The organism is Flavobacterium sp. FPG59 (assembly GCF_002150205.1).
Taxonomy (GTDB): domain Bacteria; phylum Bacteroidota; class Bacteroidia; order Flavobacteriales; family Flavobacteriaceae; genus Flavobacterium.
Window position 1 is genome coordinate 1 of record NZ_MTCA01000031.1, and the last position, 24,579, is coordinate 24,579.

Annotated in this window: 13 protein-coding genes; 9 read left to right on the top strand and 4 right to left on the bottom strand. The window is 33.0% G+C overall.

Translation table 11 applies throughout. The annotated features are described in order from the left end of the window. Nucleotides 1-203 precede the first annotated feature (203 nt). Together FPG59_RS04985 and gltX are read right to left on the bottom strand one after the other, a co-directional pair. Nucleotides 204-1,193, bottom strand: coding sequence for an SPFH domain-containing protein (locus tag FPG59_RS04985; RefSeq protein ID WP_086453522.1), 990 nt, complete (start codon nucleotides 1,191-1,193; stop codon nucleotides 204-206). A gap of 116 nt (nucleotides 1,194-1,309) precedes the next feature. Continuing rightward, nucleotides 1,310-2,815 (bottom strand): glutamate--tRNA ligase, encoded by a 1,506-nt coding sequence (gene gltX / locus FPG59_RS04990; protein ID WP_086453523.1) that lies wholly within the window; start codon nucleotides 2,813-2,815, stop codon nucleotides 1,310-1,312. 135 nt (nucleotides 2,816-2,950) lie between these two features. Between gltX and FPG59_RS04995 the strand changes: the two genes are divergently transcribed. The 8 genes from FPG59_RS04995 (at nucleotide 2,951) to FPG59_RS05030 (ending at nucleotide 16,603) form a co-directional block, all read left to right on the top strand. Then, nucleotides 2,951-6,235: a DUF4175 family protein gene (locus tag FPG59_RS04995; RefSeq protein WP_086453524.1), complete on the top strand. Its 3,285-nt coding sequence runs from the start codon at nucleotides 2,951-2,953 to the stop codon at nucleotides 6,233-6,235. Beyond that, on the top strand, nucleotides 6,232-6,651 hold the full coding sequence (gene ybeY, locus FPG59_RS05000) for an rRNA maturation RNase YbeY (RefSeq protein ID WP_086453525.1): 420 nt from the start codon (nucleotides 6,232-6,234) through the stop codon (nucleotides 6,649-6,651). Before FPG59_RS04995 ends, ybeY begins: the two co-directional genes overlap by 4 nt. A gap of 189 nt (nucleotides 6,652-6,840) precedes the next feature. Next, the gene (gene mnmG, locus FPG59_RS05005) at nucleotides 6,841-8,712 is read left to right on the top strand and encodes a tRNA uridine-5-carboxymethylaminomethyl(34) synthesis enzyme MnmG (protein ID WP_086453526.1); all 1,872 of its coding nucleotides are present in this window, start codon (nucleotides 6,841-6,843) and stop codon (nucleotides 8,710-8,712) included. A 219-nt stretch (nucleotides 8,713-8,931) separates the two neighbouring features. Continuing rightward, nucleotides 8,932-9,792: a bifunctional 2-polyprenyl-6-hydroxyphenol methylase/3-demethylubiquinol 3-O-methyltransferase UbiG gene (locus FPG59_RS05010; protein WP_086453527.1), complete on the top strand. Its 861-nt coding sequence runs from the start codon at nucleotides 8,932-8,934 to the stop codon at nucleotides 9,790-9,792. 277 nt (nucleotides 9,793-10,069) lie between these two features. Beyond that, nucleotides 10,070-10,639 (top strand): OmpH family outer membrane protein, encoded by a 570-nt coding sequence (locus FPG59_RS05015; RefSeq protein ID WP_086453528.1) that lies wholly within the window; start codon nucleotides 10,070-10,072, stop codon nucleotides 10,637-10,639. A gap of 288 nt (nucleotides 10,640-10,927) precedes the next feature. Further along, nucleotides 10,928-13,195, top strand: coding sequence for a helix-turn-helix domain-containing protein (locus tag FPG59_RS05020; RefSeq protein ID WP_086453529.1), 2,268 nt, complete (start codon nucleotides 10,928-10,930; stop codon nucleotides 13,193-13,195). Nucleotides 13,196-13,749: 554 nt separating this feature from the next. Continuing rightward, complete coding sequence (locus tag FPG59_RS05025; RefSeq protein WP_086453530.1) at nucleotides 13,750-15,822, top strand: tyrosinase family protein; 2,073 nt, start codon at nucleotides 13,750-13,752, stop codon at nucleotides 15,820-15,822. A gap of 16 nt (nucleotides 15,823-15,838) precedes the next feature. Continuing rightward, nucleotides 15,839-16,603 (top strand): DUF2182 domain-containing protein, encoded by a 765-nt coding sequence (locus tag FPG59_RS05030; protein ID WP_217875833.1) that lies wholly within the window; start codon nucleotides 15,839-15,841, stop codon nucleotides 16,601-16,603. 118 nt (nucleotides 16,604-16,721) lie between these two features. On the opposite strand, the gene FPG59_RS05035 is transcribed toward FPG59_RS05030, so the two are convergent. Next, entirely contained in the window at nucleotides 16,722-17,669 is a 948-nt protein-coding gene (locus tag FPG59_RS05035) for an SPOR domain-containing protein (RefSeq protein ID WP_086453531.1), read from the bottom strand. A gap of 102 nt (nucleotides 17,670-17,771) precedes the next feature. Between FPG59_RS05035 and dprA the strand changes: the two genes are divergently transcribed. Then, entirely contained in the window at nucleotides 17,772-18,872 is a 1,101-nt protein-coding gene (dprA, locus tag FPG59_RS05040) for a DNA-processing protein DprA (protein WP_086453532.1), read from the top strand. A gap of 448 nt (nucleotides 18,873-19,320) precedes the next feature. Here dprA and FPG59_RS05050 read toward each other — a convergent pair whose 3' ends face one another. Further along, nucleotides 19,321-24,276 carry a T9SS type A sorting domain-containing protein gene (locus FPG59_RS05050; protein WP_086453534.1) on the bottom strand — a complete coding sequence of 1,652 codons (4,956 nt, stop codon included), beginning with the start codon at nucleotides 24,274-24,276 and terminating at the stop codon, nucleotides 19,321-19,323. Nucleotides 24,277-24,579: the final 303 nt, after the last annotated feature.

The window sequence follows — 24,579 nt, forward strand, 5'->3', positions numbered from 1 at the left end:
TATTTGTTCCAATAGACTGTTGAAATTTTGAAAATGCACTTTTTTCTGTTTTTCCACGTGAAAATTATTTTTTTAAAAAGCTAAAAAATTTTGGTTACCATTTTATTAAAAAAATGAAAGAGTAGGTGAGGAGTTCATTTTTTATTTTAGTTTCCTAAAATATTATGGTACAAAAAAAAGAGGCACTTGGCCTCTTTAATTTTTTATTCTTCTTTATCCTGAATTTCGGAATGGTCAGTTGAACTGTGATTTTCTATTTTATGATCTTTCGATCTGTGATCTTTGTCAGTTCTTTTTTTCATCAGTTCACCAACTTGGTTGGATGCCGAAAATGATGCAATCATATTATTCAACATATCGCTTCCTGCTTGTGGTGAATTTGGCAACAATATCAAATTCGAATTTGTATCGGCACCTATCGCTTGCAATGTATCATAATGTTGCGTTACTACAATAAGAGCTGATGCTTCTTGAGAATTGATACCAACTCTATTCAATACATCCACACTTTCTACAAGACCTTTTGCAATTTCTCTTCGTTGGTTAGCAATACCTTGTCCTTGTAAACGTTTGCTTTCTGCTTCTGCTTCTGCTTTTGCAACAATTCTAATTCGTGATGCTTCCGCTTCAAATTCTGCAACTGTTTTTTCTCTATCAGCTGCATTAATGCGGTTCATGGCATTTTTTACTTGTATATCTGGATCAATATCAGTGACTAAAGTGTTGATGATGGTGTAACCATAAGTAGTCATGGCTTCGTTCAGTTCACGTTTTACAGCGATGGCAATATCGTCTTTTCTTTCAAAAACATCATCTAGTTTTAATTTTGGTACTTCCGCACGAACTACATCAAATACATAAGATGTAATTTGATCGTGTGGATATTCTAATTTGTAAAAGGCATCATATACCGTTTCCTTTACAACCATAAATTGTACTGAAACTTTTAGTTTTACAAATACGTTATCTTTAGTTTTTGTTTCAATGATAACATCTAGTTGTTGGATTTTTAAATTTACTCTTCCGGCAATTCTGTCTATAATAGGAATTTTGAGTTGTAATCCAGACTGTCTAATGCTTAAGAATTTTCCAAAGCGTTCTATTACTACAGCCGTTTGTTGTTTTACCGTAAAAAATGAGGATAACAAAATGAATAGTCCAAAGACCAAAATTACAATTAATGCAATGTTCATAATAATTTGATTTAGTTTAATTATAAATTTACAAATTAAACTTTACAAATTATCGTATTTATCTTTCTTTATTTTGCATAAAAAAACGCCTTAAATTTTAAGGCGTTTTATTTCTTTTACAAACTTTCTATTGCTTTCTGAATTCTTGAAATAGTTTCTTCTTTTCCAATTACTTCCACAATATCAAATAGGTGAGGACCTTTTAAAGCACCCACTAAACTCAAACGAAAGGGTTGCATAATTTTTCCCATTCCAATTTCGTTTTTCGTCATCCAGTCTTTTACTATGGTTTCGATATTTGCAGATATGAAATCGGTAATTTCCTCCACTACAGATATTAATTCTTGCATTAAAGCAGGAGTTTCAGCTTTCCAGTTTTTGCTTGCTTTTTCATCATAACTGGTTGGAGCTACAAAAAAGAAATCACTCATTTCCCAAAATTCTGTTACAAAATGGGCACGTTCTTTAATCAAGGAAACTATTTTAGTAAGTTTTGTTTCTTCAACATTAAAACCTTTTTCAATTAAAATAGGGGAGAAGTCTTCTGCTAAAGTTGCATCCTCTTGTTTAATTAAATACTGGTGATTGAACCATTTATTTTTTTCAGGATCAAATTTTGCTCCTGATTTATGAACTCTATTTAAGTCAAATGCTGTTACTAGTTCCTCTAATGAGAATAATTCTTTATCGGTTCCGTCGTTCCAACCTAGTAATGCTAAAAAGTTTAGGACTGCTTCTGGGAAAAATCCTTTTTCTCTGTAACCTGATGAAACCCCTTCTTCTGTTTTCCAATCTAATGGAAATACAGGAAAACCCATTTTATCTCCATCACGTTTTGATAATTTTCCGTTACCAATAGGTTTCATGATTAGCGGTAAATGTGCAAATTGTGGTGCTTCCCAACCAAATGCTCTGTACAATAAAACGTGTAAAGGCATTGAAGGCAACCATTCTTCACCACGTATAACATGCGAAGTTTCCATTAAATGATCATCTACTATATTAGCCAAATGATACGTTGGCATGCCATCACTTTTAAACAATACTTTATCATCTAAAAGATTCGTTTCAAATTTTACATCACCACGAATAATATCATGTAAATGCAAAGTTTCATTCACTGGGGTTTTAAAACGTATTACATAATGTTCTCCAGCAGCAATTCTTTTTGCAGCTTCTTCACTAGAAATTACTAGAGAAGTATCTAATTTTTCTCTGTTAGTATGGTTGTATATAAACGTTTTTCCTTGTTCTTCTTCTAATTTTCTAGCCGCATCTAAAGCATCTGCCGTATCAAATGCATAATACGCATTGCCTGAATTGATCAAATCAGCTGCATATTTTTGGTATATTTCTTTTCTTTCGCTTTGACGGTAAGGTCCAAATTTTTCGTTTTTACCAATGGTTTCATCAGGAGCAATTCCTAACCATTCTAATGCTTCCTTGATATATTCTTCGGCACCAGGAACAAATCGGTTTTGGTCTGTATCTTCAATTCGTAAAAAGAAAACACCATTGTTTTTCTTGGCAAACAAATAATTGAATAATGCGGTACGAACTCCGCCTATATGTAAAGGTCCTGTTGGACTTGGTGCAAAACGCACACGAACTTGTTTAGACATCGATTTTTTTTATTGCAAAGATACAATTCTATACTTTTATTATGCTTTTCTAATTTTGGTATATTATTTAACTTAAATTGATATTCTGCATCAATTAAAATTATTAGTTTTATAGGTTAAATAAATACCAATTTTATGCTTAAAAGTCAGCATGTTATTTACGATAAACTAGAAGCTTTTATTAAAAAGTATTACACCAATGAACTCATTAAAGGATCCCTTTTCTTTATCGGTTTAGGTTTAATTTATTTTTTACTAACCCTTTTTATTGAATATTTTTTATGGCTTAAACCTAGTTATAGAACTTTTTTATTTGTTCTATTTATCATAGTAGAAGCTTTTTTGTTCTTTCGTTTTATTTTGATTCCCATTTTTAAGCTTTTTAAATTAAAGTCGGGTATAGATTATAAAGCAGCGTCAGCTATAATTGGAACCCATTTTTTTGAAGTTCAAGATAAATTGATCAATTTTTTACAGCTATCTCAAGATCAATCTTCAGTATCTTCGGAATTAGTTTTAGCTTCTATTGAACAAAAATCCAATACACTGTCGCTAATTCCTTTTGGGAATGCTATTAATTTTAAAGCAAATTCTAAGTATTATCCTTTAGCTTTAGCACCCATAATTTTGGTCTTTCTTATTTATTTCACGGGAAACAGTGCTGTAATTTCTCAAAGTTTAAATCGTGTTGTTAATTTTAGTTCCCCTTTTCAGCCACCAGCGCCATTTAAATTTATTATTCTTAATAAGAATTTACAAGTAGAGCAAGGTTCTGATTTTACTTTACGCATGAAAACAGTTGGTAAAGTAGTGCCCGAAAACATAGTCGTTTTCTTAAATGATGAAACTTATTTTATGGAACAGGATGCCCAAGGAGAGTTTTCATTTAAAATTACTAAACCTATTCAGTCCTTATTGTTTCACGTGGAGGCAAATGGAGTTTTATCCCCAGATTATGAATTGAATGTAATTGAAGTTCCCTCTATTGCCGACTTTGAAATGTATTTACAATTTCCGAGTTACCTAAATAAAAAGTCTGAAATTATTAAAGGAACTGGTAATGCTATGGTTCCAGAAGGCACAGTGGTTACATGGAAGTTGAACACTTCTAAAACACAATCTGTATCGTTTTTTGAAGATAATCAAAAATCTTTTTTCGTTAAATCGAATAATACTTTCCAATTGTCAAAGCGAATTTCTAGAAATCTGGATTATCAAATTACTACTTCTAATACTGCTGTTACTAACTTTGAGAAGCTTAATTATGAAATTAATACAATAGCAGATCAGTTTCCTTCTATTATGGTTTCAAAAGCTCCAGATAGTCTCAATGTTAGTAAGAATTTTGTTATTGGTCAAGTATCTGATGATTACGGACTTTCGAAACTACAAATTGTTTACTATGATCGAAAGAATCCATCTCAGATTAAACGTGGAACTATTGCTATTAAAAAAGCTTCTTTTGATCAGTTTGTTTTTGCCTTTCCAAGCAATCTACCTGTTAGTGAAGGGGTAGATTATGAGTATTATTTTGAAGTATTTGATACGGATGCTTTGCATAATTTCAAAAGTTCAAAGTCTTCTATTTTCTCAAATAGGGTAGTAACTGAAGAGGAAAAAGTAGCTGAAGTTTTAGAGTCCCAGTCCCGTAATGTTTCTGGACTTTCTAAATCTTTAAAGCAACAAGACAAGCAATTTTCGTCTTTAGATAAATTACAGCAACTAGGCAAAGAAAAGGACATTCTTGATTTTAAAGACCAACAAAAATTAGATGATTTTATGCAACGTCAAATGAAGCAAGATGCTGTCATGAAAGATTTCACAAGGAAAATGAATGAAAACCTTTCTCAATTTAAAACGGAAAAGAAAGATGCTTTTAAAGAAGAACTTCAAAAACGTTTAGAGAAAGCGGAGAAAGATTTAGATAAAAATGATAAGTTATTAGACGAATTAAAATCCTTAACTGAAAAAATTCAGAACGATCAATTGTTTTCTAAATTGGAAAAATTCAAACAAAACAGTAAGAATCAAGTTAAGAGTTTGGAACAATTAGTTGAGCTTACTAAAAAATATTATGTAGAAAAGAAAGCAGATCAATTACAAGAACAACTTTCAAAACTAGCTAACAAGCAAGAGAATTTATCTAATGATGATAAACTCAATAAAACGGATAATCAAAAGGAGATTAATGAAGAATTTAATTCTTTAAAGAAAGAACTGGATGCATTGTCTAAAGAGAATAAAGAATTAAAAACACCTTTATCTTTACCAAATTCAGATTCTAAAAAGAAAGATGTTGATGAGGAATTGAATAAAGCTATTTCTGAATTATCAAAAAATAATAAAGAAAAAGCTAAATCCAACCAAAAGAACGCATCTAAAAAGATGAAACAAATGGCTCAAGAAATGGCGCAAGAAATGGAGTCTGGAGAACAAGAACAAATGGAGGAGGATGTTGCTATGTTGAGACAAATTTTAGATAATTTACTGTCCTTTTCTTTGACTCAAGAAGACCTAATGTATCAGTTTAAAAAGTTCAAACCTGGTTCTCCTGCGTTTAATAAAAACATTAAAATCCAACAAGATTTAAAACAACAGTTTAAACATGCTGATGATAGTTTGTTTGCTATGTCACTTAGAAACCCAAAATTCACTGATGACATTACTAAGGAAATAGGAAACGTTTCTTATAATTTAGATAAGTCACTTAGTACTTTTACTGATGCTCAAATTTCAAAAGGTTTATCTCATCAACAATACACAGTGTCGAGCGCTAATAAATTAGCTGATTTTTTAAGTTCTATTTTAAGTGGTATGCAATCTCAGATGTCGGGTATGGGTCAAGGTAAGCCTAAACCCGGAAGCAATGATGGAATGCAACTACCGGATATTATTAAAAAGATGGATGGTTTAGCAGATAAAATGAAAGACGGTCAAAAGAGTGGTAATACCCCTAAACCGGGTAGTAGTGGAAAACCATCTCAATCCGGATCAAAAGGTGAATCGGGTGAGGGAGAAGCTCAAGATATTATGGATATTTATAAAGAACAACGGCAGTTGAGAGAGTCTCTTCAAAATGAACTTAACAATAAAGGCTTTGGAGCTAAGGGTCAGAATGCCTTAGAACAAATGAAAGCTTTAGAAAAGCAGTTACTCAATAAGGGTTTCAATAATGAAAACATGCAACGTATTCTGAATATTAAACAAGAACTACTTAAATTAAAGTCAGCTATTCAAGAGCAAGGAGAAGATACTAAAAGACAATCAGAGACCAATCAAAAAGAGTTTAACGGTAGTTCAAATAGGATTCCAGCTGCGTTACTAGATTATTTAAATAGTAAAGAGATTTTAAATAGACAATCCTTACCTTTGCGCTCAAATTTTAACACTAAAGTTCAAGTTTATTTTAATAACAAATGATCAATTTTAATTACGAATCCACTTTCACACTAGACAACGAAGATAGTTATGCTGCATGGCTTTCTGCTGTGATAGTTTCTGAAAATAAAAAAGAAGGAGAAATAAATTATATTTTTTGTGATGATGAATACCTTCATAAAATCAATTTAGAGTATCTTAATCACGATACACTTACCGATATTATTAGTTTTGATTACTCTGTAGGCAATGAATTAAATGGAGATATTTTTATTTCCATTGAACGTGTACAAGACAATGCTAACGATTTTGAGGTAACTTTTGATCAAGAATTAAAAAGAGTCTTAGCTCATGGTATACTTCATTATTGTGGTTATAAAGATAAGAGTGATTCTGAATCTTTATTAATGAGAAAGAAAGAAGACGAAAAGATTGTTATGTTTCACGTGGAACACTAATCTTTTATTAATACCATATCGTTCCACGTGGAACATAACTTTTTTTTTGGTTTTTTGTTGAACCGAAAAAATTAAAGTTTTAAATTAGTTCCACGTGGAACGCAAATTTAACGAAGGGCTCATTTAGTTCCACGTGGAACACACACTGAATTTTTAAATTCAATCCGTAAGGATTAAACTTTTATAAAAATGTTTTATCAAGAATATGATGTTATTGTAGTTGGGGCTGGTCATGCTGGTTCTGAAGCTGCTGCTGCCGCTGCTAATTTGGGATCGAAGACGCTATTGGTTACCATGAGTTTGCAAAACATTGCGCAAATGTCGTGTAATCCTGCAATGGGAGGTATAGCAAAAGGACAAATTGTTCGAGAGATTGATGCTCTTGGAGGTTATTCTGGAATTGTTTCAGACAAGACTGCAATTCAGTTCAAGATGCTCAACAAATCAAAAGGACCTGCTATGTGGTCTCCAAGAGTTCAAAGTGATCGAATGCGTTTTGCTGAGGAATGGAGGTTGATGCTTGAAGGAACTCCAAATCTTGATTTTTATCAAGAAATGGTTAGTGGTTTGATTATTGAGAACGGAGTTGTAAAAGGAATCAAAACTTCATTAGGCTTGGAGATTCGTTCAAAATCTGTGGTTCTTACAAATGGTACTTTTTTGAATGGATTGATTCATATTGGTGACAAGCAATTTGGTGGAGGTCGTGCAGGGGAGAGTGCTTCCTATGGAATCACTGAAGATCTCGTTTCGGTTGGTTTTGAATCTGGCCGAATGAAAACAGGAACACCACCTCGTGTAGATGGACGCTCACTTGATTATTCGAAAATGAATGAAGAGAAAGGTGATGCAAAGCCAGATAAGTTTTCTTATTCGAATTTGACTAAACCTTTGGCTTTCCAAAAATCATGTCACATGACTTATACTTCTTTGGATGTTCATGATATCCTTAGAGAAGGTTTCGATCGTTCACCAATGTTTAACGGTCGTATAAAGAGTTTAGGCCCGAGGTATTGCCCGTCTATTGAAGATAAAATTAATCGTTTTGCTGATAAAGAAAGACACCAGCTATTTGTGGAGCCTGAAGGTTGGAATACCTGTGAGGTGTATGTGAATGGTTTCTCTACTTCATTACCCGAGGATATTCAATTTAAAGCGTTGCGTTCTGTTTTAGGTTTTGAAAACGTAAAGTTTTTTAGACCTGGTTATGCTATAGAGTATGATTATTTTCCACCAACACAATTGAAGCATACTCTTGAAACGAAATTGGTTTCAGGTTTATTTTTTGCTGGGCAAATTAACGGAACTACAGGATATGAAGAAGCAGCAGCTCAAGGATTGATGGCTGGAATAAATGCGCATTTAAAGATCAACGACAAAGCGCCTTTGATTTTAAAAAGAGACGAAGCTTATATTGGTGTTTTAATAGATGACTTAATTACTAAAGGAACGGAGGAGCCATATAGAATGTTTACCTCGCGTGCAGAGTACAGAACTCTATTGCGTCAGGACAACGCGGATTTTAGATTAACTCCAATGTCGTATGAAATTGGTCTTGCCTCTGAAGCTCGTTTGCGGAGAATGGAACATAAATTAAAAGAGTCAGAAAAGATGGTTGCTTTTTTTAAAGAGACTAGTATTTCTGTTTCTGAAGCCAATCCTATTTTAGAATCTAAAAATACTGCATTGATTACGCAAGGGGACAAAATGTTTAAAGTTTTCTCTAGACCACAAATTGATTTAGAAGATATCTTAAAATTCGAAAAAGTTACTGCTTATATTGATGAGCACGATTTAGATCAAGAAATTCTAGAACAAGCAGAAATTCAAGTAAAGTATTCTGGTTATATTGAAAAGGAACGAAATAATGCGGATAAGTTGTTGCGACTCGAAGATGTTAAGATTCCTGAGAATTTTGATTATGAAAAAATAAAGTCTATGTCTATTGAAGCTAAACAGAAATTATCCAAAATCAGACCGGTTACTATTTCACAAGCGTCAAGAATTAGTGGTGTATCTCCAAGTGATATTTCTGTATTGTTAATTTATATGGGGCGTTAAGTAAGTGTTCAGTATTCACTAAGTAGTTTTCAGTTTGATCTTTGATCTTTTATTTATATTGCTTTTGAATACTTAATACTAAAAAATGTTCCACGTGAAACTACGGCGTGAAGTGGTGCTGTTATTGATAATTTAGAGTAATATAATTCCAACCCTGAAAGCTTTTATAAATGTTTTCAGGGTTTAGTATAAAAACAAAACATAAAGAAGATTTAATTAATGGATATTTCAAACAAAAAGCATTTTTTAACCGTTAAAGATTATTCCGTTTCAAAAGAAACTTTTGAGTTGTATCATGACGAAGATTTGGATATGTTGATTACGTCTCCACAACCTAGTTTGGAAAATTTAGGAAAGTACTACGAAAGCGTAGATTATATTTCACATACTGACAGTAAGCGTTCGTTATTTGAAAAAGCATATCACTTCGTAAAAAACATTGCATTAAAAAATAAGTTATATTTGATTAATTCCTTTCAACCAAATAAAGGAAGGATTTTGGATATTGGAGCAGGAACAGGAGATTTTTTATCTGTTGCAAAACAAAATGGTTGGCAAACAATAGGAGTAGAGCCTAGTGAAAAAGCTAAAGCTATTGCAAAAAATAAAGGTGTTTCTTTTGTTGAAAAAACAGTAGCATTAGAAAATCATTCTTTTGATGTAATTACCATGTGGCATGTGCTAGAACATGTTCCTAATTTAGAGGAGCAAATTTTAGAACTGAAACGATTGCTTAAGCCAAATGGAACTTTAATTGTAGCCGTTCCTAATTTTAAATCTTTCGATGCAAAACAGTACGGAACTTTTTGGGCAGCTTATGATGTGCCTATTCATTTTTGGCATTTTTCGAAAACAGCTATAAAAATGCTTTTCGAAAAGGAAACCATGAAATTAGTAAAAGTACTTCCAATGAAATTTGATGCGTTTTATGTGAGCTTGCTATCTGAAAAATACAAAACTGGGAAAATGAATTATTTTTCGGCAATTTATACAGGACTCAAATCAAATTGGTACGGAAAGAAAAATTTAGAGTACTCATCGCACATTTATGTGCTTAAAAACGACCAAAAATCAATTTAAGCGCTTTTAAGGCGCTATTTTGAGTTTAAATACTCTAGAATATCGCTTTTTTTTAATTTTTAATTTAAAATCAATTGTGAGCTTTGTTTTTAATAGGCTAAAATTATTTTTTTAATGAGGTGCATAAGTAAATACTATAGCGATTAAAATGACTAATTTTTTAAGTTTTTGTCAATGCTGTCTATTTTTTTATATTTTTGTCACAGTTACTAAAAATTGATTTTCAATCACAACAAAATTTAATAATTACCAATCTCAAATAATAAATAAAATTACTATGAATAAAAAAGCGTTAGTACTTGTTGCTTTAACAATTGCACTTGTATCTTGTAACAAACCAGCAGAAGCAACTAAGGAAGTAAAAACGGCTTATGTTGATACATCTGAATTAATGAAACAATATACCGAGGCTAAAGATCTTGAAGCCAAATTCAAATCTAAAGCAGAGGAGAAGGGAAGACAATTAGAAGCTGAAATTAATAGATTTAAGCAAGAAGCAGCAAACTTTCAATCACAAGCTCAAGCTAACGGTCAAGAATGGGCTCAGAAAAAAGGGGCTGAATTGCAAAAAAGAGAACAACAACTAGGTTATGCGCAACAAGCTTTATCACAAGAATTACAAGCTGAAAGTGGTAAAGAAATGGATTCACTAGTAAGCGGTGTAAAGAAATTTATTAAAGCTTACGGTAAAGAAAAAGGGTACGCATATATTTATGGAACTGGCGATGCTGCTACTATTCTATATGCCGAAGATAAATTTGATATAACAAAAGATATCATTAAAGCATTGAACGACAAGTACAAAGCTCCTGCAAAAACGGAAGAAAAAGCAGAAGCTAAAAAATAATTACCATCGAGATTCAAAAAATCGCCTTCATCTTTAATTAGATTGAAGGCTTTTTTTTGCTTCTTATTTTAAAGCTATCTTTCTTTTTTATATCGCTAAAGAATTCATTTTTAGTAAATCAAAGCTTAATACCTTGTGATTAATCTGGCTTATGTAACTATGCTATTTATCTGTTTACTAATAGATTGATTAAATTTAAAAAATTTGTTTCAAATACGAATTTAGATTACTCAGCTTATTTTTAATTGAATTTTCGTTTACTATATTTGCTTTTTATATACACGCCTAATGCAAACTATCTCTGAAGCAGCAGCTTACACCCTTCGGTTTATCAATCAAACGCAACGTTCTATTTTTCTAACAGGAAAAGCTGGTACGGGAAAAACCACTTTACTTAAAGAAATCATTGCTACTACACATAAAAATACAGTAGTCGTTGCACCTACAGGCATTGCTGCCTTAAATGCTGGAGGGGTTACCATTCACTCCATGTTTCAATTGCCTTTTGGAGGTTTTATTCCAGATAATTCAGCACCACAATTCTCTGATAGTACCAAGTTTGAAACGAAGGCTACTTTGCGTAGGCATTTTAAAATGAGCGGTTTAAAAAAATCGGTCATTCGTAATATGGAGCTTTTAATTATTGATGAAGTAAGTATGTTACGTGCTGATTTACTGGATGCTATAGATTTTATGATGCAAACAGTGCGTTCTAAAAATAGCCCTTTTGGAGGAGTTCAAGTTTTGTACATTGGGGATTTGTTGCAATTGCCACCTGTTATTCGGGATGAGGAATGGAGCACTTTAAGGAATTATTACAAAGGGAAATTTTTCTTTCATTCCCATGTTATTCAGCAGTTTCCACCATTGTATATTGAACTATCAAAAATTTTCCGTCAGACAGATGATACTTTTATTTCAGTATTGAACAATTTGAGAAACAATCAAATTACTCCTCTTGACATTCAAACCTTAAATCAATATGTACAACCTAATTTTGATTTAAAAACTAACAAGGGTTACATCACTTTAACTACGCACAATCACAAAGCCGATACCATCAACGCACAAGCGCTTGAGGATCTTGAAGGGAAATTACAGGTATTTCAACCGGAAATCACGGGTGATTTTCCAGATAAAATTTTCCCCGTGGAACATGATTTGAAATTAAAAGTGGGTTCGCAAATTATGTTTGTCAAAAATGATTTGTCATTTGATAAACATTATTTCAACGGGAAGATGGGTGTGGTACAATCTCTCGCGCCCAGAGAAATTGTAATTTTATTTCCGGAAGAAAACAAAACCATCGAGGTTGAAAAATACGAATGGCAAAACATACGGTACACCGTTAATGCCACAACAAAGGAAATAGAAGAAGAGGTTTTAGGCACTTTTGTGCATTACCCCATTAAATTAGCGTGGGCGATAACTGTTCATAAAAGTCAAGGACTTACTTTTGAGAAAGCAGCGCTTGATGTATCGCAAGTTTTTCTACCTGGGCAGGCTTATGTAGCTTTATCACGTTTACGTTCCTTAAACGGGCTTATTTTGCTTTCTCCACTGCGTATGAATGGTATTTCAAACGATCAAGATGTAATGGACTATTCTTTGAACAAAGCTTCGGATACTGTTTTAGAAAACGCCTTGCACTTTGAAACTAAGAATTTCATTCATCAATACTTAGTTAACAGTTTTAATTGGAATGATTTAGCGCAACAATGGCGCAACCACAAGTTTAGCTATACTGAAAACTCAGAAAGTACTGGCAAATCAAAACACGCGCTTTGGGCCAAAAAACAAATGGAAATTGTTGAGCAATTACTTGAACCTTCTGCCAAATTCATAAATCAATTAAATAAACTTTTTGCTCCAGAAACGGTAGATCTAAACCATGTAGCAACTCGAGTGCAAGCAGCATTTTCTTATTTTTTTAAGCCAATGGACGACTTGGTATTTGAAATCCTTTGGAAAATAGAAGAGATAAAGCGAATCAAGAAAGTAAAAGCCTATTATGAAGAGTTGGTTTTGCTAGAGGAATTTCAAACAAAAGCTGTACTTCGTTTAATGAAAGCCCAACTTTTAATTGAAACAGTGGTTGCAGGCGAAACCATTTCTAAAGAAAAATTAACCTCAGACGAAATCCAAAAATACATTACCAGAAAAACGGAGGCCATTCAAAAACAGTTCAAAGAATTGAATGTTACCTTAATTGAAGATGAACAAGATGTACAGCGTTATACCAAAAAGAAAAGTAAAACAGCTGTTGTAAAGAAATCGACCTATCAAGAAACGTACGAGCTGTGGGTAGAAAAGAAAACCATACCAGAAATTGCAGCATTGCGAGTACTTACAGTAAATACTATCTATTCACATTTTGTTAAGTTGATTCAAACCAAGGCGGTTTCTATTAAAGAGGTTTTACCAGAGCAAACACTTCAAGATCTTGAGCAAGCTTTTGCGGGATACAAAGAGGAATCTTTGAATGCTTTAATGGAAGAAAATGGCCAAAAATTTTCATGGGAAGAAGCGCGCATGTTTAAAGCGAGTTTGAATTAAGGTTTTTTGATTTAACGCGAATAACTTTAAATTCTTTTGATTCTGAATTAATATCTTTAAAAAGAACGTCTATAAGGAGCCTAAAGCAAGTAATACGCCTTTTGGTAACCATAACATAGCCCAGATAGAAGTGTAAATCCTTATGCGCCGGGTTTCGGCGTATAAGATTGTAGCGGATAGCTGGAATTGCTCCCAAAAAAATCCCCAGGAATAGAATTCAGTACTTGAGAATGCACTTTCTCATAAGTGTATATTACCTAAGAAAATTCTTTATTTATGAAATAATCAAACCAGATAAAGTTTCATAAAACACGTAAAAATACTTGGTTGTCGTTGTGATAATTGTTTTAGTTTTGATTACTCATAAACCAAATTAAATTTTGGGTGTGTTCTTAAATTAGGCGAATGAGGTTCCTACATTACACTGAAATTAGGAAATATTCAGTAAAAAGTGGCCATCTAGCAGTCAACAGAAGGCATTATGATTTGCTAACCCATTCGCCAGTTTGGGTTAAATACCTTAATAAAAACTATCAATCAAACTAAAAATAACTATGACAACATTTACAAGAGCGAATGCATGGAACAAGGGAGGTACCTTTGAGAATTTAGATCTTTTGTGGTATGCAAGAGCAGTAGGGGCAATGAAATTGAAACCAATTAGTAATCCTACAAGTTGGTGGTTCTACGCCGCTATTCATGGAGAATATCTAACGAGTGATTTTGGTACAGATAAAGCACCATCTGGTTATCCTAATTGGACTAAAATCAATTCAATACCAGAATCAGCAAAACTTGGTACATTGCCAGATCAAAAGTTTATTAGTTTGTTTTGGAATCAATGTCAGCACGGTACTTGGTTTTTTCCTCCTTGGCATAGAGGGTATTTAGTAGCTCTTGAAAATATTCTTAGAGATACAATTGTTCAGTTAGGAGGACCAAGCGACTGGGCCTTGCCGTATTGGAATTATTTGAATCAATCCTCAACCTTTGAAGAAAACTATATTCCTCCAGTATTTACTGAGGCTGAGTTGCCAGATGGTACTGCAAATCCTTTGTATGTGCCAGAACGATATGGAGTTACGGGTAACCCTACTAATGGTATATTTTTAATAGTGGGAAAGGGTTTGACTAGCTCAATTAATGATGAATGTCAATGGGATACTTTATACAGTAGCGGTGCCGATCCACAGAATGATCCGAAAAGGCATCCTGACCAAAAAGGAATAACTATTTTTGGTGATCATTATGGTGGTGCACAAACAGGTTTTAGTCACAGCAATGGTGGTTTTGGAGATTTAGAAATGAATCCTCATAATTTTGCGCACGGTATGGTGGGAGGATTGAATTCAGAATTTTGGTCTTTTTCTGGTACTAAGTTTACGGTACATGCCAAGAAACCTTGGCAATGTACAGGAATAAATATTATTGAAGGAAGTTCCACAGTTGCAGTATCCTATTTAAAAGGGACTTGGACCGCTGATCCACATGATAATGGCGGTAAACAATATGATGCAAAAGGTTCTCCAGATATTGTTGTTCCAGTTAATCAACCACTTTATCCAATGGTTAATGTACCTATGGGAGCTTTAGTTGGGAGAGTAAATGGCGGAACCCCTTTTTTAATAGGAGATGGGGCTATTGTACCAAATGGAAGTAGTGGTTTATTAGAGGTTTGTATAAATGACGATTTAACGGGTGCATATGGTGTTGGTTTAACAGACAATACCGGTGCTGTTAAAATTAGTCTTACTAGCACTCCAAGTGAGGAATATGAAGGCTTAATGGCTGATCCAGGATTAGCAGGTTTAGACCCTATTTTCTTTCTACATCATGCCAATATTGATCGTATGTGGGCTGCTTGGAATGAGACTGGAAAAAATGAAAACCCTAAGGACTTAAATTGGTTACATGGACCTAGAGCGCAGGGGAATTCTCAATTTGCTATGCCACTGGACTCAAGTGGAAAATCATGGTACTACACACCTGAAGATGTTAATAGCACTACTGATTTAAAGTATTACAATCAAGCCCTTTACTCCTATACTTATGATGACCTTTCCTTAACTTCATACAGTAAAGTACCTCCAGCTACCGCAGTTGAAAAATCCGTTTTGCGTTTATCTAAACTTGGAGTTACTGTAAATCCTAATGATCATCCTATGCCTTCAAAAAGTAATGCTGAGCTAGTTGGTGCAAGTAGCAATTCTATTAAATTGAATAGTGGTACAACTCAAGCAAGTGTGACACTTGATGCGAGTGCATGGAAATCAGTATCTAAGAGCTTACTTAAAGCATCTTTAAGCGAAATGCCTGATGAAGTTTATCTTTTATTAGAGAATGTAACAGGGACTAATAATGCTAATTTTTTATCCGTATTTGTAAACGGAACCTTAGTAAAAACAGTTTCACTTTTTGGTATTCGAATGGCATCCATGAAAAATACTGCTCACGGAGGTTCTGGTCTTACTTTTAAATTTAATATTACCAGTATTGTTGATGATCTGCATCTTGCAAATAACCTCACTTTGGAAGCGCTCCATGTCGAGATAAAAACATCAAATCCTTTGCCTAATAATAGTGAAATTACTGTAGGCAGGATAGGAATTTACCGATCTGGCAAATAAACCAAAAAAGGACAGTATGAAACTATCAAAATACAGTAAAATAAGCATTAACTTTATAATTATAAGCATCAGTTTACTTGTTTGGGTACTGCTATTAGTTAATCCTGGGAGTATTATGACTATGGAACATTGTCATGTTTCTGCATCTGGTCCTTCCGCTGGATCCTTAAAAATGTTATTAGAAATGAATCCATTTTCCTCCCAGCTATTAGGCTGGGGGTTAATGGTTGTGGCTATGATGTTACCTAAATTAATCGTGCCCATTCAACTTATTCACATGCAAAGTCTTAAGCGGAATCGTTTCATAAATGCTTTGTTATTTGTTTTAGGATATGTACTAATTTGGATGGTAACAGGTGTATTCATGATTGCAATTATCATAATGTTAAACTTGTTACTTCCTATGTCTTATTTACCGGCATTGGGCTTTATGATTGTAGCTATAATTTGGCAATTTTCACCTATAAAACAGCAATGTTTGAACCGAGGTCACGAACATTGGACACTTTCAGCCTTTGGATGGCCAGCAAAACGAGATGCATTTGTTTACGGAATTTACCATGGTTTATGGTGCGTAGGAGCAGGGTGGGCCTTAATGTTGTTTCCTATGCTTTTGCCTACGGGTCATAATTTAGCCATGATTGTGGTTACAATTATAATGATTAGTGAGCACATGGAAAACCCGCAATTGCCCCGCTGGAACTTTAGTTTGCGTTTGAAATTGATAAAAATCCTGATTGCTCAAACTAGAATTAAAGTACAGCAACTTGTAACGGTATAATAAACAATTTAATCTTGACTTGAGGAGTTTTAGGACAAAGAGTAAATTTAATTTTAAAAAAAATCCCCTAAATATATTTTACTATTCAGGGGATTTAATATTATTGATAAAGAGTAAGTTAAAGCGATTCAATCAAAATCCAAGCATCAGGATTGTGCGTATTGTTGATTTCTTTTTTAGCTTTTTCAGCTTCTGCAAATGTGGCATAACTTCCGTATAAAACAGGGTAATATCCATTTTTATTGGGAGCAATACGTCTAGCAGGAAACCCTAACTTTTTAAGATTTTTTAAACTTGCATCAGCATTATGTTGATCTCTATACACTCCAGCCATAATGTGGTAAGGAAGGGTAGCTTTTTCTGAAGATTTTACAGTCAAAGTTACTGCAGGTATAGGGTTTTCAATAATAAAAGTAGCTTCTTGAATCTTATTTTGAACTTGTTTTTGTACCGCAGTTTTAACCAATAAGGTTTGTGATGCTACTTGGTTTTCATACATAGGGTAACCCACACTGCCTACAAGTCCTAGACCTAATACAAATACAGCTGCATATTTTAAGTATGGAGAAATAGTTCTAGGTTCTGTTGGGATAAAGGTAACCGTTTGAGTAGTATCTTCAGAACTGAACACTTCTTCTTCAACTAGTCTTTTTACTTCGGGAGAAACAAATGCAGCTAGACCAAAAGAACTAGTCAAGTAATTTGTTTGGTCAAATGGGGTAAACACTATATTGTTTTCTGCATTCAAACGTAAGTCACCTATGTTTTTAAGAGTCAAATATTTATTTTCTTCTAATGATTTTTTCCATTTGAATACTTCATATTGTATAGCGCCCACGGCATAATCATAAGATTTTTTCTCAGCTAGCGCAATATGATTGGCTAGTAAGCCATCATTATTTTTTAAATTTGCATTAAATGCTATTTTTTTGGTAGGCGGAGAAAAAGAATGAGAACCTTGCTCAAGTTTCGCAGATTGGATTTCAGTCAAAAATGCCCCTAAACCAGGAACAGTTACACATTGATAACGGTATAAAAGCTGAGCGATGTAAATTTCGATTTTCATAGTAGCAAAGTTATACAATGAAAATAGTTATCAAAATTTTATTCACAATTTTTATTAACAATTCCCCCAAAAATTTATACTTTTCACTTTCAAATATTTAGCATGAACGAACAGGATTTATTTTATATTTTAGCTTTGCAACGTGTAGAGGGAGTAGGGGACATTATGGCCAAGAAATTACTATCACATTGTGGTTCTGCCGAAGAAGTATTTAAAACAAAAACTACCCAACTCGCTGCCATTGATGGTGTTGGAGCTACGCTATTAAAAAACCTTAAAGACAAATCAGTATTTGAAAAGGCAAATCAAGAATTAGCATTCCTAAAAGCCAATGCCATTAAAACAACCAGTTTTTTAGATCAAGATTATCCAGAAAGACTCAAACATTGCTTTGACGGACCCTTATTATTGTTTCAATCTGGAAATATAGACTTAAAAAATAAAAAAATCATAAGCATAGTAGGTACTCGCCAAATTACAGCATATGGTATTGAATTTTGCAGAAAATTTATCTCAGATTTGGCTCCTCTTAATCCAATAATCGTGAGTGGTTTTGCCTATGGAGTTGATATCGTGGCCCATCAACTTGCCATAGAATTTCAGTTGCAAACCATAGGCGTTGTAGCTCATGGATTGAACCAAATTTATCCCAAAACTCATAAAAAATACGTAGCTGCAGTTGAACAAAACGGAGGTTTTATGACCGAATTTTGGAGCACTACCAACCCAGACAAAGAAAACTTTGTGCGCAGAAACCGCATTGTTGCAGGCATGTCTGAGGCAACTATTGTTATTGAATCAGCAGATAGAGGTGGCTCCTTAATCACAGCAAATATGGCCAATGATTATAACCGAGACGTATTTGCAGTTCCCGGCCGTGTTACCGATAAATACAGTCAAGGTTGCAACAACCTCATTAAAACCCAAAAAGCAAATGTGCTCACTAGCGCTGCTGATTTGGTGTATATCTTAAATTGGGATATTCAGCAGGATTCTAAACCCGTACAAAAGCAATTGTTTGTAACGCTTGATGATGACGAACAAAAAGTATACGATTACCTCCTAAAAACAGGAAAAGAATTGATGGACATTATTGCATTACACTGTGATTTCCCTATTTACAAAATATCAGGAATGCTCTTAAATATGGAGTTAAAAGGCGTTATAAGGCCATTACCCGGCAAATTATTCGAAGCAATATAAATCCTGCCAATCGAGTGTTTTTTATTCAAAGAGCGCCTTAAAAAAGACGGCAGATGGTTTAAAGTTCATTCCCGATGCCAGTCCATCACAAGTATGTGTGTTTTTCTAGGAGCAGCATATTTTTGGCCAGCACACGAGTTGTCCCGCTGTACGTTACAATCTTTATTAAGATCCGGTTAAAAAACCGGCTCTAAATAAAGGATTTCCACTTCCATCGGGGCTAGGGGAGAACTTTTTGTTTTCAGCACAAAAAAAATAGGGCCATCGTATTGTAATACTTCTGTTTGAATGAGCCATGTTGCAAACTTTACGGTTTGTTTAGACCTAACAGGTTTTAAAAAACCTGTTAGGTCTGAGTTGTAATTGAACATGGGTTTTAAAAAACAAAAACGCCATTTCAGTTAAGAAATAGCGTTTTTGTAAAAACGAGTGTAAAATAGTAAATATATTATTTAACCATTACTTTTTTTACGGTTGTAGCATCATTACTAGTAAGGTAAATATAATAAATACCAGCAGGTAACTGTTCTAAATTTGCTGTAGAACTATTGCCCGTACTTATAAATGGCACATTCATCAGTTTTCCTAAGGCATCATAAACCCTTATTTTATCAATTGCAACATTATCAAAGAATAATGCACCACTTGTAGGGTTAGGATACATACTTAATTTTTCAAATGCGATATCTCCCGTAGATAAATTGGTACATGATTCAGAATACGATGCAGCTGTGTCCTTACTCGATGACCAGTTGGCATCAGCATACGTTTTACTATCTACTTGAATACAAGTTAAATTAGGATTTCCTCTAGATATGTAATACGAAGCATTTGCATTGTATCCATTTTTTAAATTAAGGGTAGTTAATTGATTATCTCTTAAATTTAACTCTTTCAATACTTTATTGGTAGACACATCAAATTTTTGTAAACTATTTTTATTAGCCTGAATAATTGTTAGTAGTACATTTTTACTAACGTCTAATGATGTTATCGTATTAAAATGACAATAAAGTTCAGTAAGTTTTAAATTTTTAGTCACATTCAATTGTGTCAAACTATTAATTGCACAGTCAAGTACTTCTAAATTTTTAAAATCTTCTATTCCTGTTAAATCTTTAATTTCCGAAAATTGTAAATTAATTGATTTTAAGTATTCGATACTTGTTGTTTTTACTTTTCCGTTTTTCCCGTCATTATCAATTCCTAGAGCAATTAATTTTTCTTCAAATTTAACATCAGGGATCGTGGTGTAAACTACAGTAGCAGTACAGTTTAATGAATAGTCAGATGTGACATCTTTCTGTCTAAAATTGGCTACAGCATATTCTACATTATCTACTAAAATACAAGAAAGAGCACTATTGTTTCTAGTATCTAGCACAGACAATAATGTATTTTTACCATTTTTTAAGTTTAAGGTAGTCAACACATTGTCTTTGCAAATAAGTGTTTCTAAAAGTACATTCTTAGAAAGGTCTAAACTAGCAATTTTATTATTTCTAGCGCTTAATGTTTTAAGCAGTACGTTCTTGCTGACATCCAAAACGGCTATCTGATTGTCAAAACAAGCCAAATAAGAAAGGTTTATGTTTTTGGAAACGTCAAGCGTAGTTATTAGATTATTGTTGCAATAAAGCTCTGTTAAAGCGATGTTTTTACTAAGATCAATAGTGGTAAGTTCATTAGCGTTACAAATCAGAGTTTTTAGTGCTTTAAAATCTTGAATTCCTGTTAAGTCTTTAATCCCAGCATTTATTATACTAAGATCAGTTAGCAATTCTATACTTGCTGTTTTTACTTTTCCGTTTTTACCATCAGTATCGATGCCTAGTAAGATTAATCGATCTTCAAAACGTCCGTCTGGAATTAAGGTATAAGGGGTACAATCAGTTGAATTAAAAGAAGCGGTAGCATCTTTTTTGGTAGACCAATTAGCATTAGCATAGGTCTCATCATCCACCAAAATACACTTTAGATTAGGGTTGCCTACAAGATTAATAGAATTCGTTGTTATTAGAGTATTTTTTCCATTTTTGATATTCAAACTCGTTAATTGGTTGCTGCTGCAATAAAAAGTTGTTAAAGCAACATTTTTAGAAAGATCTAATGTTATTAATTTAGTAGACGTACATCCTAAATACTTCAACGCAATATTTTTAGAAACATCTAAAGACGTTATATTGTTTCCAAAACATTCCAAAGAAACTAAAGAGATAAAATCTTGTATGCCTTTTAAGTTTGTAATTGAACTAAAAGAAAGACTAAGTGAGGTTACAGGAGATATACTTTCGGTAGCTACTTTTCCGTTTTTACCGTCTCTATCAATACCAAGAGCAATTAATTTTTCTTCGAATTTTGCGTCAGGAATTAACGTATAAATGGTACAATCTAAACTAAAACTAGCTATTGCATCTTTGGTAGTCGTCCAACTAGCAGCTGTAGTAAGATTTGCAACTTGTATACAAACCAATGTTGGATTATTTGAGCAGTTTAAAGTGGTAATTGTTGTGTTTTTAGAAAGATCTAATTTTTTCAATTGATTTCCAGAACAGTTTAAAGTTGTTAATGATGTAAAACCTTCAATTCCTTTCAAATCGGCAATAGCGCTATTAGAAACGTCTAATGTTGTAATAGCTGCTATACTGGAATTTAATACTAAACCATTTTTTCCATCAGTATCAATGCCTAATGCAATTAATTTATCTTCAAATTTAGTGTCAGGAATGATTGTAATGCTTGAGCAGTCAAAAGAAGAAAATAGTGCTGTAGCATCTTTTTTAGTTGCCCAATTGGTGTTTGCATAGGCTATGTTATCTACAACTATACAACGTAGATCACGATTAGATACTAAAGAGATAATTGAGCTGATTAGTAAGGTGTTTTTTCCGTTTTTTAGATTTAAACTGGTTAGATTGTTAGAAGAACAATTGAATTGAACCAAAGCTATATTTTTAGAAACATCTAATGTAGTCAATTGATTACTATCACAATAGAAATTGATTAATGCTATATTTTTAGATACATCAAGTGTAGTTAATTTATTTGAACTGCAATAAAATTGTTTCAACGCTACATTTTTAGAAACATCAAGAGAACTTAATAGATTCTTTTGGCAATATAATTCAGTTAAATTTATACTCTGTGAAACATCTAAAGTAGTTAATTGGTTTTCCGAGCAAAATAAATAATTCAAAGCTATATTTTTAGACACATCTAAAGTGGTTAAGCGGTTTTGATAGGAATTTAAATCACTCAACGCTAAATTTTTAGAAACATCTAAAGTGGTTAGTTGGTTCCTGCTACAATTTAATGAAGTTAAAGCAACGAAATCTTGTATTCCTGATAAGTTGGTAATCCCACTAGTATTGACATCAAGAGAGGTTACAGTAGATATACTTTCGGTAGCTACTTTACCGTTTTTACCGTCCCGATCAATACCAAGAGCAATTAATTTATCTTCAAACTTCGAGTCAGGAATTAACGTATAAACGGTACAATCTAGACTAAAATTAGCTATGGCATCTTTTGTAGTGGTCCAACTTGCAGCTGTAGCAAGATTTGCAACTTGTATACAAACCAATGTTGGATTATTAGAGCAATTGAGCGTTGTAAAGGAAGCGTTTTTAGAAAGATCTAACTTTTTCAATTGATTTCCAGAACAGTTTAAAGTAGTCAATGCTGTAAAACCTTCAATTCCTCTCATATCCGCAATAGTGCTATTAGAAACGTCTAATGATGTTATTGCCGAAATACTTGAATTTAATACTACACCATTTTTTCCATCAGTATCAATGCCCAATGCAATTAGTTTGTCTTCAAATTTAGTATCATGTATTTGTGTAACTGTTGCGCAATCATAAGGTGAAAAAATTGCCCATGAATCTTTTTTGGTAGCCCAATTGGTGTTTGCATAGGCAACATCATCTACAACAATACAGCTTAGATTCGGATTTGATGAAAGCGATATATTTGAATTAGTTAGTAAAGTATTTTTACCATTTTTAAGATTCAAAATCGTTAACAGGTTATTTTTACAATCTAGTCTAGATAAAGCCACATTTTTAGAAATATCCAATGTGTTTATTTGATTGTTATAACAACTTAAAATTGTTAAAGCTACATTGGGAGTTAAATCTAATGCATTTAACTGGTTGTTGTAACAAAATAATGAAGTTAAAGCCACATTTTTAGAAACATCAAGTGTTGTTAATTTATTATCATTACAACTTAAATTTGTTAAGGCTACGTTTGTAGACAGATCTAATGCATTTAATTGGTTGTTGAAACAAAATAAAGAAGTTAAAGCTATATTTTTAGAAACATCAACTGTTGTTAATTTATTATAACTACAACTTAAATTTGTTAAAGCTAAATTTTTAGAAATATCAACAATGTTTAGCTGGTTAGTTCTACAATCTAGTGTAGATAAAGCTAAATTTTTAGATACATCCAGAGCTGTTAATTTGTTACTTGAACAATTTAAATTAGTTAATGCGATGTTTTTAGAAATATCCAATGTACTCAGACCATTGCCTTGGATTTGTAAACTTGTTAGAAGTACGTTTTGAGAGAGATCAATATTAGTTATTTTATTTGCATAACATATTAGACTAGTTAATGCCACATTTTTTGTGACATCTAGTTTTGTTAACAATCCATTTCCGCCATCGACATTCCAACTATTGCCAGCGCATGTCAATGATTTTAAAGAAATAAAATCTTGGATTCCTGTCAAATCAGCAATATTTTGAACATTGACGTTTAATGATGTGACTGAGGCTATATTTGAAGTTAACACTTTACCATCAGGAGTACCTGAATCATACCCGAGTGAAATTATAAATTTCTCAAAATTAAGGTCTGGTATTAACGTATATTGTGGTCCTAGAGTAGCCACATCAACCACAGAAACATTGTCTACTAAAATTTCTGAGTTCAGCGTACCGGTTGTCCAGATATCTACTTCAATAGATTCGCTAACGGCTGGGGTGTAGTCAAATTCTATTTTTCTCCATTCGGTGCTGGAAGTAACGGCATCGGTTTTTTTGGTAATTTCTGTTTTAAAAGTACCTGGTTGGTGATACAATCTTAAGTCAATGGCCGAGAAAGTTCCCGTAACGAGTTTGTGATACATCGTAATGCGATACGTTTTACCAGCTACAACTGGAAAAAACTCACTGTTGATGTAATTAAAAGTACCACTTGTAATTTGCATTTTAGTACTCGAACTTCCATTTTGAGCCAAAGTACTTTGGAATACTAATCCGTTAAAGAATCTAAACCAATTATTTGGTTGTGAGGAGGATGTCCAGTTTTCAAAGTTTCCATTGGGCACCAAATTAGTTTGGGCTTGTAAGGTAATTGTCAAAAACAGAAACATCAAAAGTAATTTTGTTTTCATAAAATATACACTGTTGATTTTTACTACAATAGTATGATATTTTTTTAAAACTTTTTGAACTTTTTATTAAATACTAAGTTATGGTCGATTTTTAAGCGATTCTCTCTTCAATTTTCAAGAGCAGTTTTATTTCTAGCTTTATAAATGTGCTATGTAAACACATTCTTCTTTGTTTGTCTGCCTTTAATCTCAGTTGGGAATAACCATATATTTATTTTAGACCTAACAGGTTTTTAAAACCTGTTAGGTCTAAGTCTTTATATAATTATAGGAAATTTTTTTTTGTGTTACTGTATTTGTAGT